The 17383-nt window shown below is 44.0% G+C and carries 5 protein-coding genes; all 5 read left to right on the forward strand.

The annotated features are described in order from the left end of the window. The 5 genes from UNH61_RS10575 to UNH61_RS10595 are packed head-to-tail and all read left to right on the forward strand — an operon-like array spanning position 1 to position 17362. Positions 1-717, forward strand: coding sequence for a methyltransferase domain-containing protein (locus UNH61_RS10575; protein ID WP_326992073.1), 717 nt, complete (start codon positions 1-3; stop codon positions 715-717). 18 nt (positions 718-735) lie between these two features. Beyond that, positions 736-7908 carry a non-ribosomal peptide synthetase gene (locus UNH61_RS10580; protein ID WP_326992074.1) on the forward strand — a complete coding sequence of 2391 codons (7173 nt, stop codon included), beginning with the start codon at positions 736-738 and terminating at the stop codon, positions 7906-7908. A gap of 31 nt (positions 7909-7939) precedes the next feature. Further along, positions 7940-13687 (forward strand): SDR family NAD(P)-dependent oxidoreductase, encoded by a 5748-nt coding sequence (locus UNH61_RS10585; RefSeq protein WP_326992075.1) that lies wholly within the window; start codon positions 7940-7942, stop codon positions 13685-13687. A gap of 28 nt (positions 13688-13715) precedes the next feature. Next, positions 13716-14690 carry a TauD/TfdA family dioxygenase gene (locus UNH61_RS10590; RefSeq protein ID WP_326992076.1) on the forward strand — a complete coding sequence of 325 codons (975 nt, stop codon included), beginning with the start codon at positions 13716-13718 and terminating at the stop codon, positions 14688-14690. A 23-nt stretch (positions 14691-14713) separates the two neighbouring features. Further along, positions 14714-17362, forward strand: a complete 2649-nt coding sequence (locus UNH61_RS10595) for a non-ribosomal peptide synthetase (protein WP_326992077.1) — start codon at positions 14714-14716, stop codon at positions 17360-17362. Positions 17363-17383 lie beyond the last annotated feature (21 nt).

The raw sequence follows: 17383 nt of genomic DNA on the forward strand, positions 1-17383 counted from the left end.
ATGTATTTAGTAAAAGGATGTGTTGTTAATGATGAAAATGGGTTTGACTGGGACAGCTATTTTCTCAATAAGTCTGAGAAAAGAAAAGTGGTACCGCTGGAATTGGAAAGCCTGTTTGCCTCCACCCGCTCTCATCTGAAGGAGAATCATGCCCGTTTTGGCTTTGTATTCCAGAAATTCATGAGATTACTATTGAATGGTATCAGGTTCTCTTCTCCTCCACTTATTCTGGAGTTGGGGGCTGCTACCGGTTTTTTGACAAAGTGGCTGGTGGATAATTCTGGAGGAACGGGTACACTTGTAGATAAATCTGATGAGGCATATGCAGCTTTTGTGGATACCGGGGATGGTAACAATGCATCGATGGTATATGTCCGTGAAGACATCTTTCAATTACAACTACCGCCACAATATGATATTGTTTGCAGCTTTGGGGTAATAGAACATTTTCCTGATAAGAAAGAAGTTATAGCTACGCATAAGAAGTTTCTGTCGGAAAATGGATATGTACTTATTATTATCCCTCTGGATAGCCCGCTGACAAGAACCTTTTACGAAGTTAACTTTGAGCTGAATCAGGGATACCGCGAACTGCTTACAGTCACAGAATTTCTGGAAGTATTAGCTGCTGAAAACCTTGAAGTGGTTAATATGGCAAGAAGCGAGGGATATGTTTATGACATCGTTGGTGCGCTTTGCCGCATTACTTCGAGATAATCCGTTAAATCTGGTAGTATGGATGATATTATGCTGAATATAATTACTTCTCAAAAAGAAAGGGAAGCGATGTTTTGGCGCCAGCAGGTGCCGGTCGGGGAAATAGCATCAGGTATTCAGTGGGCAAAAGCAGCAATGGAAGAACGTAATGTTGGGGTCAGGCAAAGTTATTCCTTTGCGATTCCGAAGGCAGATTATGCTGATATTCTGAAAATATGTAAAAACAAACCTGAGAATGTGCACGTATTGCTGGTAACAGTAATGAGTTTGCTGTTTTTTAAGTATCACAGCAATCGGCTCGTTGTGGTGTTTACACCGGCATATAAGCATAGTGCCGGCGCTGATTGGTTGAACACCGTTATTCCGGTGATAACGGATGTGCAGGAGCAATACTCTTTTTTTCAGTTACTGGCATTGGTACAGTCGAATTTGATGAAGGCTATACAGCACCAGAATTTCCCTGTGCAACATATATGGAATAAAATAAGAGAGGAACAGAATTCATTCGGACAAGCCCTGGTTGCCTATGATGGAGTACATAATATGGACATGGTGAATGAGTGTATTAGTGATGTCGGCTTTCTTTTTCATAAAGATAAGGAGGAGCTGACGCTCGATATCGTATGTAAAATTGCACATACGGAGCAATATATAAATCATATAGGTGCACATGTACTGAAATTGATAGGCAGCTTACGTGAGCTCCGGGATACACCCGTTTGCCAGGTGGATATCATCGGATCCGCGGAACGGAAACGACTGGTATGCGAACTTAATAGTTGTAATGTTGCCGGCATTGGGCAAAAAACAATTGGAGATTATTTGTATATGCATGCTGACATCCGGCCTGATCATATCGCATTTGCATCGGATAACAGGGAGCTTAGCTATGGCATGTTGGCAAACGATGTAAACAGTGTTGCAGCCTATCTCCGACGGAATGGGGTGACAGAGGGGGTTCCAGTGGCAATTTTGTTAGAAAGAGATATTGCATTGCCGGCAGTCATACTTGCAGTATGGCAGTTAGGAGCCATATATATACCACTTGATGTTAAGCTGCCTGCTGCCAGGATATTACTGTTGCTACAGGATGCACAGGCCATTCTGCTGACAAAGGAATCATTGTTGCCCGCAGAGGTTAAAGAGGCATATAGTGATCACTGCATTTACCTTGAAGAAGTTCCGGAAGAAACAGGAGCTGCGGAGATGCCTGGTAAGGCAACAAATCCGGAGGATACTATCGCCTATATCATATATACTTCCGGGTCTACTGGCCGGCCCAAGGGCGTGCTGGTAACCCAGGCGGGTATGATGAATCATCTGCTTGCCAAAATAGCCGCTTTCAGCATTGGAGTAAATAGTGTAGTGGCACAGCATACCACACAGATTTTTGATATTAGCATCTGGCAGTTTTTTGCCGCGTTGGTGGCAGGAGGAAAAACGATTATCATCGCCGACGATGTAGTACACAGTCCTGCACAGTTTATAGAGCAGTTAAACCATCACACCGTTACACATTTGCAGGTGGTACCTGGTTACCTGGCGATGCTGGTGGATTTCATGGCAGCACATTCCCGCAGCTGGACTCATTTGCAGTATCTTATATCTACGGGAGAAGAACTACAGGTTAGCCTGGCCCGGCAATGCCGGCAACTGTTCCCCGACATCATTATGGCAAATGGCTACGGACCAACCGAGGCAGCAGATAATATTCTCCATTATATTATAAAAGACTTGTCTTTTAAAACAGTGCCTATTGGGAAACCACTGCAGAATATGTCGGTATATATTGTGGATCCCTATATGCAGCTGTGTACAGAGGGCGTGAAAGGGGAAATTTGTGTGTCCGGTCCGGGCGTTGGTAAAGGTTACCTGAATCAACCTCAAAGAACGAGTGTAGCATTTGTACCTGATCCATTTGCCGATATGGATATTACCAAACCTCTCTATAGAACAGGTGATATTGGTGCGTGGCTTCCCGACGGCAATCTCTGCTTTCATGGCCGTAAAGACAACCAGGTAAAACTCAATGGATTTAGAATAGAATTGGGAGAGATAGAGCATGTGCTTATCACCCATCCGGTTGTAAAGGAAGCAGCTGTGTTACTACAAAATAATAAGTATAACAGCACTTTCCTTTGTGCTTATATTACGGTACACGAAAATGTATCATCCGAAATATTGAAGACATACCTGCAGCAGCGGTTGCCTGTGTATATGTTGCCGGCAGTTTTTGTGTCAATTGCAGACTTTCCACGGTTAATAAATGGTAAGATTAACCGGAGTGAGCTAAAAACCTTTTTGCCCGATGAGGCCACAGACGTGGTGGCACCGCGATCAGATCTGGAACAGATAATGGCTACGGTATGGGGAAAACTCTTTGGTAAAAAGGAAATAGGTATTCATGATAATTTTTTTAAGCTGGGAGGAGATTCCATTAAGGCGATTCAGTTGTCGTCCCGTTTGCTCAATGAAAATATTAGCATTACCATAAAGGATGTCTTTAATTATCCAACTATTTCGGGCCTGGCTGAGCAGGCGGTAATGATAACGCAACCAGCTTCGCAGGATGTGGTGGAAGGAATAGTGCCACTTACGCCTTTACAAAAGCATTTTTTCTTACATCTTGGAATTTATCGCGATCATTTTAACCAGGCGGTAATGTTATCGCTTAAAGCACCGCTTACAACAGATGAGTTATCGACTGTTGCCCGGAAGTTACAAATGCATCATGATAGCCTCAGAATGGTATTTCAAATTGATGAAAACGGAATACTTCAGGAAAACAAAGGACTGGATTATCCAATAAGTGTTACCACATACGATCTGAGGCATGAAGAAAACTATCAGCAGGTTTCCAGGAATATAGCAGATCGTATACAGTCTTCCATTAACCTGACCACCGGCCCGATGATGAAAATGGCGTTGTTAAAGCGTAACGATGGCGACAAGCTGTTGATAGTTATTCATCACATGGTAACTGACGGTGTTTCCTGGCGTATTTTGTTGGAGGATTTGGATTTGCTGCTGGAACAACAGAAAGAGAAACTTCCGCTTTCGTTACCTGGTAAGACTGATTCTTTTAAAACCTGGTCAACCCGGTTAGATATCTATACAACCAGTACCGCTTTTGAGAGAGCCAGCATGTATTGGAAAAACAACGTACAAACCGCCATTCCATTCCTGGTAAAGGACTATTCGTTTGGTACTAACCAGATAAAAGATATCAGACAGATTACTTTGACGCTCAATCCTTCTGAAACCTTATCGTTATTAACGCAATCTGGGCAAGCTTTTGGAGCGAACACTCAGGAGCTGCTGTTGGTAGCATTAATGTTAGCTGTAAACAAAGGATTCGGATTTACAAGATTAAAGGTGGATCTGGAAGGCCACGGCCGTGAAACGGTATTGGATGGAGTAAATATACATCGTACTATCGGTTGGTTTACCAGTATTTATCCTGTTGTATTAGAGATGCCGGAGGAAGACAGTATCGAAGCTTCTATTGTCCACAACAAAGCACTGCTCAGAAGAATACCCGACAACGGTTTTCATTATGCACTGGTTGACAGGGGGCATTTGTTTAGCGCGCCGATTGTTTTTAATTATCTGGGACAATTCGATACAGATATAAGCACAAAGCATTTTAGCATGGCTGGTGAATCAATAGGACGGCCCATTGCTCCGGAAGCAAGCAGGTCGCACCCATTCGAAATAGTAGCTGTGGTGAAGGACAAACAATTGTCAGTTAGCATTTATTACAGCGGTTCACAATACAATAGGGAAAAGATTGACCTGTTGATGGCCTGCTACAAAGAGAGCCTAACTGCGTTGATTGCTTGTTGCGAAGGATTAACTAAAACGTATTTGACCCCGGCGGATCTGCATTACAAAGGTTTGACCGTTCGGGAACTCGATGCTTTGCAGCGGCAATATGCAATACAGGATATCTATCCGTTGTCGCCTGCACAGGAGGGAATTTTATATCATGCTTTACTACATCCTTCTTCCCCGGATTATTTTGTACAGTGTGCTTACCGGATAGAAGGTATGGTTGATCCGGAGTGCATCAGGCAGGCATTTGAGAAGTTAGTAGCAAAATATGATATCCTCAGAACGTCTTTCTTATATACACATGACAAACAACCACTGCAAATAGTCCTGAGAGACAGGAAGGGAGGATATGAATGGATAGATGTAACAAAACAGGTAGCTTTAAACGGATGGGCAGCTGTAATAAAAGCACATCGCCTTGCTGACCGTGAACGTAATTTCGATGTCAGCAATGATACATTAATTCGTTTAACAGTACTGCAGGCGTCAACGGATAACTACGAGTTCATTTGGAGCTTTCACCATATATTGATGGATGGCTGGTGTATGGCCCTGTTGGTGAATGAATTCCTGTCGTTTTATCTCACATTCCAGGCAAAGGAGGATCCGGTTTTTATACCTGTTAAGCAATATGTGGGCTATATCAGCTGGCTCGGAAAACAAGACAGGGAATTTGCTGCTGCATACTGGCGGGATTATATTTCCGGTTTTGAGCAGGCAACAGTACTGCCTGGTAGGTTGCCGGAGGGAATGGGCGAACGGAGAACAGCAAAAGATCTGTCATTTAAAATCGCAGAAAATGTTACTGCAGAATTGAAAGAATTGTCTGCCCGGACGGAGGTTACCCTTTATATATTATTGCAAACGGCCTGGGGGATATTGTTAACCTATTACAATAATAGCAGGGATGCAATTTTTGGCAGCGTAGTGTCCGGCCGTCCTCCTGAAGTGGCGGGGATTGAGAATATGATTGGGTTGTTTGTCAATACAATTCCGGTGCGCATTGTTTTCGAGGCGGATACCAGGCTTTTTGACTTGTATAAGAGGCAGCAGCGCGAAGCTTTGGAAAGTAACCGGTATGATTTTTATCCGCTTGCGAAGATACAATCTGAAAGTCATGTAGGTAATCAATTGGTTAATCATATTCTGGTATATGAAAATTATCCTGTATCGGAAGAAATAGCAACTCTCTGGAATACCGCTGAAGGAGGAAGCCCCAATCAATTCAGACTGGTGGATATGGAAGTATCGGAACAGACCAATTATGACCTGAGTGTTATTGTAAGGGCAGATACTGATATATTCATCCGTTTCCAGTACGATGAAAGTAAGTTTAGCAATGCGATAGTGCCTGAGATGGCAGCGCGATTCAGACAGATATTGCAGCAACTGGCTTCTGCCGGCAATACAAATGTTGGTGCAATAGATCCGTTGCTGGAAAAGGAAAAGACGCTTCTTTATACCAATCCGGGTAATAACGGTAATGAATATCCGCTGAAACAAACAGTAACCAGCCTGTTCAGCGAACAAGTAAAGCAACACGCGGAAAAGAAAGCGGTAGTATACAATGGAGTTGCTATCACCTTTAAAGAGTTGGATGAGCGTTCTTCCCGGCTATCATCTTTTCTGCTGCAGCGGCCGGACATGCATGGAAGTATCATTGGGATATTGATGGATCGTTCAATTGACACAGTTGTGGCGATTATGGGCATTCTTAAGGCCGGGGCGGCTTATCTGCCGGTGTCTTCCCGTCTACCCCGGAACAGGATAAAATATATGCTGTCGGACAGCGGTTGCAACAGGGTAGTCACCTCCGGGCATCTGAAGGCGCTCTTAGAAGGTCAGTGTGAGGCAATCGTCCTGGAAGAATTGCCAGCGGCCGCCAGTGAAAAGGGAGAAACGGAAATAAAGACGCAATCTTCTACTGACCTGATTTACGTGATCTATACGTCAGGATCATCTGGTAACCCAAAAGGCGTCCAGGTAACACATAAGAATGTAGTGAACCTGATATATGGCTTAAATGAGAAAATATTTTCTACCTATGGTCCCGGCGTCAGGATGGCGCTGGTATCACCTTTTGATTTTGATGCCTCCGTACAACATCTTTTTGGTGCATTGTTGCTGGGGCATACTGTATTTATCGTGCCGGAAGAAGCCCGGGCGAATGGCTATCTGCTCATGGAGTTTTTCATGGCGAATAATATCACGCTCACCGATGGTACTCCCACACATTTACGATTGTGTCTGGAGACGGGGCAACCATTTGCGCCGTCATTGCAACACTTCCTGATTGCCGGGGAGGAGTTGCCCAGGAAAATAGTAAGCGAATTCTACAGCAGGGGAAACACAGCCCGGATAACTAACTTATACGGACCTACGGAAACCTGTGTCGACAGTACTTTTTTTCATATTATACCGGAAGAAATAGACCGATGGCAAAAAGTTCCTATTGGAGAGCCCCTGCCTAACCAGTCGGCGTACATTTTAGATAAAGATCTGCGTCCATTGCCTCCGGGTATTTCCGGAGAGATTTACATAGGTGGCGAGGGTATAGCCAAAGGCTATCTCAACAATGAACAGTTGACTAATGAAAAGTTTGTATCCAGCCCGTTTGTGCCAGGAGCACGCCTTTATAGAACTGGTGACCTGGGACAACGGTGCGCGACAGGACACTTGTTTTATGAAGGGCGAATCGACAATCAGGTAAAGATCCGTGGTTTTAGAATTGAACCTGGTGAAATTGAAAAACAGCTACAGAAGCTGGAGGGTATACGCGAGGTGGTTGTAGTGACAAAAGAGCTCAACGATTCTACCCGCCTCATTGCCTTCTACTTATCGGCTCAGCATTATAGTACTGCGGTAATGAGAGATTTTTGCGAAAAGCTCCTGCCATACTATATGATTCCGTCTTATTTTATCAAAATAGATAGTATACCATTGACCGCTAACAATAAAACGGATATCAGGGCACTGCTGGCTTATGATATTACCAGCCATTTGAAGCGTGATATCATTGCTCCCCGTAATCAATCAGAAGCACAGATTGCGACTATCTGGGCCAGGGTACTGGGAATGGAGAAGGTGGGTGTGGACGACAGTTTTTTTGAAATTGGTGGTAATTCCCTGGACCTGGTAAGAATATATGGTATGATGAAAACCGAAATGAATTTCCAGGGATCGTTGGTCAGATTAGTGGAATATCCAACAATACGTTTGCTGGCAGCATTTATTACAGGAAATGCCTCTGGCACAGATAGCCTGAATGGAGACGAGATGGTGATTGCCAGACAAAAAAAACTGCAGCAGCGCTCACTACGCAATATTGCCGGCGAGGATAGTATATCCATAAATTAATAACTTTTTATCAACCGCTAATCATCTTCTTATGACAGAAGCTTTGTATAACGGATTGGAAATAGCAGTAGTAGGCATGTCGTGTCGGATGCCTGGCGCAGCGGATATACAGTCGTTCTGGAATAATATCATTGCAAAAAAAGAAAGTATAACTTTCCTGGATGAAGCAACACTTAATAAACTGAATGTATCGTCAAAGCAAAGAAATGATCCAGATTACGTTAATTGTGCCGGAGGGGTGTTGGAGGGGAAAGAAGGATTTGATGCGGAGTTTTTCAAGATAAAGCCTGCCGAAGCAATGCTCATGGATCCACAGATCAGGGTATTTCTGGAAACAGCCTGGCATGCATTGGAAGATGCCGGCTATAATCCTGCCGGCAACGATAAGATAACGGGCATTTACGCTGCGTCCAAGTCCGGCTTCTACTGGCAGGCGAAGACTTTTTTCAGCGAAGAGATACAGCATCTGGGAGGATATGCTGCTTCCACATTGGCAAACAGAGACTTTTTGTCTGTGACAGCCGCTTATCTGCTTGACCTGAAAGGTCCGGGTATCATGTTGAACACCAGTTGCTCCAGTTCTTTGGTAGCCATTCACCTGGCCTGTCAGGCACTTAATAATGGGGAGTGTAACATGGCGCTTGCAGGTGGGGTAAACATACTCGCGCTTGATAATAAAGGATACCTTCATCAGGAGGGAATGATCTATAGTGCAGATGGTCATTGTCGGGCATTCGATAAAGATGCCAGCGGTACGGTCGAAGGGGAGGGGGTTGGAGTAGTGGTGCTAAAAACACTCGAAGATGCACTTAAGGACAGAGATCATATCTATGCAATTATTAAGGGCTCTGCTGTTAATAACGATGGGAACCGGAAACTGGGTTTCACAGCCCCGAGCGTTCAGGGCCAACGTCAGGTAATCAGTATGTGCCATCAGGTAGCAGGCGTGTCGCCGGAGTCGATCGGTTACATAGAGGCACATGGAACCGGTACCGCTATTGGTGATCCGATAGAAATAGAAGCCTTATCACTGGCATTCCGTACTTCTTCTCGCAGGAATTTTTGCGGAATTGGTTCCGTGAAGTCTAATATTGGTCACCTTGATGCCGCAGCAGGGGTGGCAGGATTTATCAAAACAGTCCTGGCGCTTTATCATAAGAAAATCCCACCCACTATAAATTTTACAGCGCCTAATCCCAAAATCAACTTTGATGATTCTCCATTTTTTGTCTGTGATCAGGTAAAGAGTTGGAACGTAACAGATCATCCATTCCGGGCTGGTGTAAGCTCCTTCGGAATTGGCGGTACCAATGCACATTTGTTGCTCGAAGAAGCACCTGCCGCAGATTTTTCACCATGCCCGCGGAAGTATAACGTAGTTACATTTTCAGCCGCTTCAGAAACGGCACTTGAAAAAAGTTTTACTAATCTGGTTACTTATCTGGCAGGTAATGCTGATCTATCCTTTCATGACATTTGCTATACTTTACAGGTAGGCAGAAAAGCATTGCCATACAGGATGGCATTTGTTTGTGAAGATTTACCTGCCATCATCAGCAGGCCGTTTGTACCGGCAGGAAAGGTCAGGACGGAAGAACACAACGTCATATTTATGTTTGCCGGTCAGGGAAATCATTACCACCGAATGAGCCTGGAACTTTATCAAACAGAAGAAATATTCCGGATCAGGGCAGATGAATGTTTTGCTATACTGCATGAGTTAACTGGTCGTAATTTCAGCGCGTTGCTTTTTGAGGATGTATCAGGAAAATCTGATATCACTGCTACTGAGTTTGCACAGCCTTTGCTGTTCGTTGTGGAATATGCTTTAGCTTGTACTTTAATGGAATGGGGGATTCAACCGGATGCTATGATCGGCCATAGTATTGGGGAATATGTAGCGGCCTGTCTGTCCGGTGTTTTTGAACTGAGGGATTGCCTGGAAATTGTATCCCTGCGTGGAAGACTAATGCAATCCATGCAGCCGGGTAATATGATCAGCGTTGAGTTGCCACCAGCTGCTGTTCATGAATTTATGGGTAGCGATATTGACCTGGCTGTGATAAATAGTGAGCGCTCCATAGTATTGTCCGGTAGTAATAGCGCTATCGAAGTTTGTAAGAATCACCTGCTGGCAGCAGGATATCAGCCAATCGATCTGCACACATCACACGCATTCCATTCCCGGATGATGGAAGATACACTGGCTGATTTTGCGGCTGGTATAGCCGCAGTGAAGCTCCGTCCTCCTGCCATCCCATTTGTATCAGGTCTTTATGGTACATGGATCTCAGGGGATGATGCCTGTGATCCCGCGTACTGGGTAAAGCAGTTACGCAATACGGTGCAGTTTGCAAAAGGAATGGATACTTTAATGAACAGTAATTATAACACCTTTATTGAGATAGGACCGGGTAATTCACTAAAACGACTGGTGAACAATCATCCGCACAAGAAGAAAAGTACCAGCGTCTATTCCACATTAAGACATGTTAATAATACTATCAGCGACCAGGAGTATCTACTTGCTAATTTGGCGGAAATGTGGACTAACGGCCTTCCCGTAAAATGGAGCCGGTTTTGTAAGGACGTGCCTTACAGCCGGGTGTCGCTACCCGGTTACCCATTTGAACATGCTGCCTTTTGGCTGGCAGATGATATATTCGACCGGTATTTTAGCAAAAGAGAAAATGATGTGACAATACAGAGGAACATCACCGACTGGTTTTATGCACCGGTATGGAAGCAAACTATTATCGATAATATAATACAGCCAGAAGGCGTTTACCTGATTTTTTTACCCGATGGAGAAATATATGATGACTACGTCCAAACATTGTGTCATCATAACACGACTTTTTTTGTCCGGCCTGCAACTGCTTTTAAACAGGATAATGAAAATACCTGGTGGATAAATCCGGATAGCAAAGAAGATTATGCCCGCTTGTGGAAGACCCTTCCGGTAATGCCAGACAAAGTTCTCTACTTCTGGAGCTGTGGCATAGTAAATAATGATACTACCAATAATATAAGATGCGGATTTTCCCTGCCATTGGTTTTTATACAGTTCCTGGTCAATAGCGGTATAACTAAAAATATATCCATATCATTTATTACACAGGGGATGTATAACATATCTGGTAGTGAAATAATTCAGCCTTTCTTTTCATTGTTGCTTGGAATTGTGAAAGTAGGACCGCAGGAAATAGTAAATCTGAAGTTCCGTATAGTCGATATTGATAGGGCGACCCTGAAGCAGCGTACAGCTAATAACTTATTGCCGGTGCTGCAACAAGGTGTTTTTTTGGATGATGTCATCGTTTTTAGGAATAACCGCAGTTGGGTACAATATTGGGAAGCCATGAAAATCCCGCCAACGGAGGTTACCGTCATACGCAAAAATGGGAACTACCTGATTACGGGAGGAACCGGAAAGATAGGGACAGCGTTGGCAGCATGGTTGATGGAAAAATATGAAGCTAATGTTGTATTGCTGGCCGGACCACATCGACGGATGGATAATAGTGCCGTCAGCGGTACGGGAAGAGGCACCTGCGTTATTAAACACGGGCAGCTGTCTGATGAACTGCAAATGAGAAACATCATTGAAGAAGCAGAGACTGAAAATGGCCACATTGATGGTGTATTTCACCTGGCGGGAATAACAACACAACAACCAATAGAAGATATTACTCAGGAAAGTTCTTTCCGGCATTTCGATGCCAAAGTAGCCGGCACGGAAGTGCTGTATAACATTTTTAAAGACAGAAAGCCGGACTTCGTATTGCTGGCATCTTCGCTATCGGCGATACTCGGAGGACTGGGATATACCTCCTATGCTGCTGCAAATGCCTACCTGGATGCATTTGCAGGGTGGGCGCTATCGAAAGGTGAAAAATGGATCAGTATTAATTTTGATGGCTGGAATTTTGATCCACAGCAACAGCTGCGGGCAATCAGCCCGGGAGAGGGGGTAGAGGTCATTGCGCGCGCGCTGGCGACGAATGGACTTTCACAACTGGCGGTGTCTGTGACAGCGCTGGAAAAGAGAGTGAAACAATGGGTTACGGGAAAGTCAACAATAGATGTGAAGATAAAAAAGACCGCCGGCCGGCCCCGACCTTCATTAAAACAGCCATTTGTGCTACCATGTACTCAGACAGAGTTGCAGCTCGCGGGGATAATGAATGCCTGTTTTGGCTATGCCGAAATAGGAATCGATGATAATTTCTTCGATCTTGGCGGAGACTCTTTGCTCGCAATTTCTATTATCGCAAAGATCCATGAGCAGATGGGCGTGAGGTTATCAGTGCAGTCATTTTATGAAACTGCCAGCATCCGGAATCTGGCAACCATCATATCGGGAGTGGCTTCTTCTGTTCACAAAGCATTGCCGCGAGCGGAAAAACGTGAACATTATGCACTGTCTGCCATCCAGCAGCGCATATTCTTCGCCAACATGCTTAGCCCGGATAGTACTAATTATAACCTCACGTCATTTTATCATATCAGGGAAAAAGTAGAAGATGGTAAGCTGGAGGAGATTTTTTTATCGTTGGTGAAGCGCCATGAAATCCTGCGGACATCTTTTGTAATGATCGACCGGGAACCACGGCAGGTGATCAATGATATTTTGCATTTTACCGTGGAAAAATACCATGCTGGTGAACCAGCTGATGTCGATATACTGCACCAATGCCGTTCTGTAATACAGGCATTTGTAAGGCCTTTTGTATTGACTGAAAAGTCTTTGTTGCGGGTTGGAACTATCGAATTTACAGATAATACGTTATTGCTTATGCTGGATTTTCATCACATCGTTGCAGATGCAGTGACTATTAATGTAATACTTAACGAAATGGTGGAGTTTTTTGGCGGAAGTATACCGCTCCCCATCATTTTGCACTACAAAGATTTTAGCGAATGGCATAACCGGTTACTACAATCGGGTATGTTGGAAAAGGAAGAGCAGTACTGGCTTAACAGGCTTCGTGGAGAAATTCCTTATTTGCAGTTACCGGTGGATTTCCCCCGCGCTGCAGCACATCAATACGAAGCAGATACTTATTACTTTAGCATAGATGATCCGCTGTATAAAAAAATAAAAGAAATCGGCACGGAGTATGGCACAGGCATATTTATTTTTATGCTTGCTGCAACAGTTGTTTTATTGCAGAAATATACAGGGGAAAAGGATATTGTTATTGGATCTGAAACCGGTGGCCGGCAGCATGCAGATATTCAGCAAACAACCGGTATGTTTGTAGGTTTACTGCCGTTACGCAACCAGGTAGATCCGGATATGACTTTCGAAGCTTTTCTGCGTGCCGTGAAAGAAAATACCCTGAAGGATTTTGATCATCAGTCATTTCAGTTTAATGAGTTGATCAGGAAATTGAATAAAATACGGGTGGATATGAATCCGCTATTCAATATTATTGTTAGTCTTGATAATATTTCTACTACATTATCAGAGAATGCAGAAAGTCTGAAAGCAGGATTAGATGCCAGGATGCTTGAATATCGGCAGCATTTGTCCATTTGGGATATGCGTTTTGGCATCATTGATACCGGTGCAGGTATCAGTATCAGATTGGATTACGCGAATTATTTGTATGCAGCGGCAACGGTGTCATTGCTGGCTGAAAGATTACAGGAAGTAATAAAGCAGGTAGTTACTGATAAAACCGTGAAGATTAAAGATATTGTATTGGGTACCTCAATCAATAATATTGCCGGGGCAGCTGCCCGCCGTGAGGAAATAGAATTTGATTTCTGATAAGCTTTTATCTCCCAAACTTTTTTATATGTTGACTGATATCATTCATGGCCAGCTGATGTCCCAACCACCAGCGGTTAGCGGGCAGGCGCCCGTTATTATTACACCGTCCGTTTCCGGAACTACGTACGCTGCCCTACTCGAACGTGAAAACAAAGATTTTTTGAAACAATGCTTGCTGAAGAATGGTGCTTTGCTTATCAGAAACTTCAGAGGATTGGATAGTGTTGATGCTTTCCACGAAACTTTTCAGGCATTATGCGGGAATATGCTGAAGTACCAGTTTCAGACATCACCCCGGACAGAAGTCGATAGAAATATTTATACTTCTACAGATCATCCGGCCAGCCAGGTTATTCATATGCATACGGAGTCGTCTTATTCAACAGCGTGGCCCGGATATATCGGTTTTTTTTGCGCGCTTCCTGCAGAGGAAGGAGGTGAAACACCTGTTGCCAATGAAATGAGTATCATAAATGATGTCGGAGAAGGTATCATCAGAGGATTCAGAAATAAGGGGATAAAGTATGTCCGCAACTTTGTAAAAGGGTTAGGGCTTTCCTGGCAAAAAGCCTATCAGGTGTCTGCGCCGGCGGAAGTGGAAGAGTTATTGACACGGGAGGGGGCCGCTTATAGCTGGTTCGGTGATGGCTATCTGAGAGTAGAATGGACATTGCCGGCTTTCAGACGTCACCCGGTTAGCGGAAACGAAGTGTGGTTCAATCATATGTACTTCGGCCACATGTCTTTATACGATAAAAAAGTTCGCAGTGTAGTTCCTGAAGAATATTTGCCTTTCCTTACTTATTATGGCGATGGTAGCGTTATTGAGCAGGAAGTGATTGACCGGTTTTCAATCGCATACAGTAAATTTTCCTATGTTTTTCGCTGGCAGGCGGGAGACCTGCTGTTATTGGAAAATATGCTGTTTTCTCATGGAAGGCATGCTTATACCGGCAGCAGGAAAATACTGGTTGGGATGGCAAATGAAATATCGTTTTAACCCATCATACAATATTATCTGGCATGAAAGACGGTTTTAATGCAGAGTTAAATATAATAGCGGGCCAGTCGCTCGAAGAAAAGCGTTTCTGGCTGGACCGCCTCGCGGATTTCAATTCAAGAACGGTAATCAGTTATGATATAACAAATCATCAACAGGAAAGGAGTATCAGGGAATACTCATATCGTTTGACCGACAGAACAGTAGTATCGCTGCTTAAGCTGAGCAAAGCTGATGATGCCGGGCTGCAGATCCTGCTGGCCGCATCCGTAGCAGTGTTCTTGCATAAATATACTTGTTGCAGGAAAGTAGTTTTAGCTACAGCGATTGATAAACAAGATACCAATGACGCATTTATCAATACATTATTACCATTGATAATAGATCTGTGCGGGAAGACTTCTTTCAGAGATGTTGTCATGCTGACGAAGGAGATTATAAGGGATGCCGTAAAGCATCAGAATTACCCCTTACATACGCTGTTCAAAGAATTGGGACTGCCTGAAAATGAGGAGGAACACCCATTATTCGATGTGGGTGTCCTGCTTGGGAATATACAGGATCTAAGATACCTGCAGGATGCAAAGCTTAGCTTTATTTTTTTGTTTGAAAGAATCGGAGATATCATTGCCTGTAGTATACAGTACAATGAATCAAGATACGGGGAAACAGCTATTACTTATATAGTAAAGCTGTTCGAAGGATTTCTGGATAGGATGTTGCAGAATGTATATTGTCCGATAGCAGAACTTCCGTTGCTGGATGACGCTGGTCGAAGTGAGGTACAGCTTAAAATGGCACCGGAAACAGGTGATTTCCCCCTTTGTGAAGCCATACCAGATCTTTTCCGTGCTCAGGTAGCTGCAAGCCGCTTTGAAATTGCTGTTGCCTGTCAGAATAACGAAGTTACCTATGATTGGCTGGATCGCCGGACGGATCAGCTTGCGTGGGAGATCAGCCGGCGGATACCGCGGGGGGGCATCGTTATTTTATTACTGGAACGTTCAATTGATACTGTCGTAGCGATGCTGGGAACGTTAAAGGCCGGGGCCGTTTTCTTGCCCGTAGAAATCGGTATGCCTGCCGCCCGGATACGCTATATTATGGAAGACAGCCAGGCTGCACTCATCCTCACACATAGTGGCGTATTACGGGAGATGGAAAGCAAAGGGTTCTCCTATACCAGCGAAATCCTTTGCATGGATACTCATGATTTTCGCGGAACGCCCGGTGAATTGCCGTCCGTGGATGCGGGTAGTCCGGCTTATATTATTTATACATCAGGCTCCATAGGGTACCCCAAAGGTGTACTGATGCAGCACAAAAGCTGTGTTAATTTGCTTTATGGCATGCAGAACAGGATATTTGGAAAGTACAGTCGCGGCCAGGTGATGGGACTCGTATCTCCATTTGTATTTGACGCTTGTATGCAGCTTACTTTCGGCGCACTGTTGTTTGGACACCGCCTGCAGATCATAACAAACGAGGAAAAAGCAGATGGCAGAAAATTGCTCCAAAGCTACGATAAGTATAAAGTGACCATTACTGATGGAACCCCCGCTCACCTCCAGCTTGTATTGCAGTCGGGCTGTATTCCTGCTTCAGGCCAGACTTTGAGGCATATTATTTACGGCGGTGATACATTGTATAAATCAAAGGTGAAAACCTACTTTGAATTAACCGGATCACAAACCCCGATCATAATTACTAACGTATACGGCCCGACGGAATGTGCCATAAATGCTACCAGTTTTGATATTGATGCGAATATGATCGATACCGTTGATGAAATCCCAATCGGCCGCCCTTTGCCCAATTATCGTGCATATGTTTTAAATGAACACGGAGATATCTGCCCGGCCGGAGTAGCAGGTGAGCTGTGTATTGCGGGAGAAGGCCTTGCCATTGGATATCTCAATAATATACAACTGACTCATGATAAAATAAAGTATATCCCATTATTGAAAGATACTGTATACTTTACCGGAGACATTGTAGTGTTGAAACACGATGGGCAGTTATATTTCTCAGGTAGAAAAGACAGGCAGATTAAGGTCAGGGGATACCGCATTGAAATAGGAGAAATAGAAAAACATTTGAATGCCCATCCGCAAATCAGCAGATCGGCACTGCTTGCGAAAAAAGATCAGGAGGCTACCATACTGGTCGCTTACTATTCCGCCGAAAATGTTACGCCAGACGACCTGAGAGAGTACCTGGAGAAAAGAATTCCACGGTTTATGATACCGTCTTACCTGATACAACTAAAGGAGCTGCCGTTACTTCCCAATGGAAAAATTAACCATAAGGTCTTACCTGATCCACTTACTATTATGCGCTCAGGGCCAGATAACGCTGCTCCGGAAAATGAAATGGAACAACAGCTGCTGGAAATATGGAAATCTAATCTGCAATTAAGTAGCATTGGTGTAAACGAGCATTATTTTAATATCGGTGGAGACTCTATCAAGACAATTTCATTACTATATGATATTAATGAAGCGTTTAACGTACACTTCAGCATTGTAGACCTATACAGGTATGATACTATCCGGAAGTTTGCAGCCGCATTGACGCAGGCAGAAAGGCCGGCCATAGAGAAAGATTATAATAACGAAGTGGAATCGGAAATGGATCTGCTGAAGAAAGATATTCTGAACGGCTTCGAATAACACACCCTAATCTGATTGATA

This window comes from Chitinophaga sp. 180180018-3 (assembly GCF_037893185.1).
Classification (GTDB): Bacteria; Bacteroidota; Bacteroidia; order Chitinophagales; family Chitinophagaceae; genus Chitinophaga.